4 protein-coding genes are annotated in these 2434 nt (G+C 45.1%); all 4 read right to left on the reverse strand.

Features of this window, described 5'->3' with window-relative positions:
• Positions 1-641: 641 nt before the first annotated feature.
• Positions 642-989 (reverse strand): hypothetical protein, encoded by a 348-nt coding sequence (locus tag ABYP33_RS18660; RefSeq protein ID WP_373092794.1) that lies wholly within the window; start codon positions 987-989, stop codon positions 642-644.
• A gap of 10 nt (positions 990-999) precedes the next feature.
• Positions 1000-1347, reverse strand: a complete 348-nt coding sequence (locus tag ABYP33_RS18665; protein WP_373092796.1) for a DUF6488 family protein — start codon at positions 1345-1347, stop codon at positions 1000-1002.
• A 14-nt stretch (positions 1348-1361) separates the two neighbouring features.
• Complete coding sequence (locus ABYP33_RS18670) at positions 1362-2237, reverse strand: HupE/UreJ family protein (protein WP_373092798.1); 876 nt, start codon at positions 2235-2237, stop codon at positions 1362-1364.
• A 1-nt stretch (position 2238) separates the two neighbouring features.
• Positions 2239-2434, reverse strand: a 196-nt coding sequence (locus tag ABYP33_RS18675; protein WP_373092800.1) for an efflux RND transporter permease subunit, incomplete at its 5' end; no start/stop codon positions are given.

Consider the following 2434-nt stretch of genomic DNA (forward strand, 5'->3'; position numbering starts at 1 on the left):
ATCTGCGAATGCCGGAACTACGGGCGACAACACGATACACGTATACAATAGCGACTTCTTCACACCCAACCCCATTCTGTTAATGTTATTCATTTACGAATCGTAATGATAATGATTATCATATCTTGGGTCAATAAGGGGCGCGAGCTTGTGCATCTTTATCTCGGCGAATACAGCGAAACAGGCACTTATGAATTTGATCGCAATTGAGAATTGAGCGGTTAAACGAGAATGAGAATGGAGCCGCTATGCGCTTAGAATGGAGTTTCTAGGGTGCAGCCTTTTAGTCATTGCGCCAAATTGGACTTCCTAGGGTTTGCTAGACACCAAGTAACGTTAGATCTAGTTCTTCGAAAGCTCCTGCGTCACCAGACTGTGTGAAAACTATTTTCAAGTCATAATTTAGACAAGGATTGATGTGAATATGTGTCTTACATCAAAATCTGACCAAGTTTTCTAGCCAATCGTATACACATTTCACGTAGGATCGCGTGATTAATTTCGTTATAGGAGTTTTCACACAGCCTCTCACAATAGCGGAAATTTAGTGACAACACTTTGCCGGCCCTTCTTGCATAGTGAGGGAGGGAGGCTGACTTCTTAACTGAAATTGGTTATGAGTTTGATAGAAAATTTGAAAATCACCCAATGGCAATCATTATCGCGCGGTGTACAAAGTAACCCACAACCAGCAACAGCAAACCCGATATATAACTTTGCCAAAAGCCAAGATGAAGCCGATCAGCCAGTAAAAAAGGCAGAAAAAATAAATAAGAAATCGGCACGCCAAAAAGAATACTTTTGGCAAAGGTAATACTGGCTTGTGGATCTTTGTGTTCGATGTAGGAAAAAAATAAAGCCAAAATGGAAACCAATGGTAATGCGACTATAAATCCCGCCAACACTGGCTTCTTATCCGATAGCCACGACGCATAACCAATAACCGACGCTGCAAGAAGCAGCTTTGCGGCAAATATATAGGCTGTCATAGGCTCACCTTTAGTTCACGCCTTCAAACTTACCGCTGATGTTCGCATCAAATACTTCGCCTTCAGCTGACATCAGAATATAAAGCGTGCGCTCATCGCTGGGATTTACAAGCTTAACAATATAGTAGCAATCGCCACTCTGAAAAATTGTTGCTGCCTCATTACTGATACTTGCCCAGCTCGCGGGTACTTTGCCAAAGCCAAGCTGCGGGTCGATATTGGCAAAACCCTGAACAATTTGAGTTGCTATGGCTAAGGCTTTTTTTTCGGTAATTGGCGCATGGCCACCTCCATGCGCCAATAGATTTGAGCTTATAAATAAACTTGCTAGCAAACATAAAGTAATTCGGTATTTCATGTTTTCACCTTTATTTAGTGGCTGTGGTAAGCGCCATCGCCGTGTTCATGGGGTGCTTCGTCCTGCAGTGAAGGCTGAGGGGTTATTATGCGCCGAGGATAGCGTTCGAGGATATTTGATTTCGCTTCAGCAGCCATATCTTCATGTATATGTGAGTGATCATCGGTATTAATCGGGAAATTATCGGCAAGCTCCGTGTGCTGGTAGCCATGTAATTGATGCAAGAATAGCAAGCCACCAACGATGACCAGCAATGTATTGGCCATAACGCTAAAGCGCTTGAATGAGGCAGTTTTGCGCCACCCTACTAACAGTGCCAGCATTACGGTGAGTGCCGCGATCTGACCGACTTCGACACCGACGTTGAAAGCCAGTATTTTCATAACGATGCTGCCGTCTCCCATAGGCAATTCCTGCAGCCGAGTCGATAGACCAAAACCGTGAATCAAGCCAAAGCCAAACACCATCCACATTAGATTAGGTGACGCTACGCCAAGGTAGCGTTTGAAGCCGTCGAGATTCTCGAAGCCCTTGTAACAAACGGTGAGTGCTATCACAGCATCAATCAAAAAGTAATTTGCCTGTACTGAGTAAAGCGTGGCAAAAACGAGCGTTATCGAGTGACCTAAGGTAAAAGCCGTGATGAATTTAATAATATCGGTAAAGCGGCTGAGAAAGAAAATGACACCAAACAAGAAGAGTAAGTGGTCATAGCCCGTAAGCATATGGCCCGCACCTAACAATATGTAATCTGGCAGACCAGCCTCAATTGCGCGCTGCTTATCTGCCTCAGACATGCCGTGGGCGAGCACATTTATACTACTGAACATCAACATCGCTATTGCAGCAATGAGGGCGTAAAAACGACCTGTAAACATTTTTTCCTTCACATTATGCTCCTTTATCGGCGCGGTGCAGCATCCGGTACAAGGACGGCAGCACAAACAAGGTCAGCAGTGTCGACGACAAAATACCGCCAATCACCACGGTTGCTAGGGGGCGCTGCACCTCGGAACCTATCCCCGTGTTTAAAGCCATTGGTACAAAGCCCAAGGACGCAACCAGCGCAGTGGTAATGACAGGCCGC

Source organism: Zhongshania sp. (genome assembly GCF_041584495.1).
Taxonomy (GTDB): Bacteria; Pseudomonadota; Gammaproteobacteria; order Pseudomonadales; family Spongiibacteraceae; genus Spongiibacter.

Coding starts and splice junctions, on each gene's coding strand:
- ABYP33_RS18665 (WP_373092796.1), bottom strand. CDS start 1,347: ATGAAATACCGAATTACTTTATGTTTGCTAGCAAGTTTATTTATAAGC.
- ABYP33_RS18660 (WP_373092794.1), bottom strand. CDS start 989: ATGACAGCCTATATATTTGCCGCAAAGCTGCTTCTTGCAGCGTCGGTT.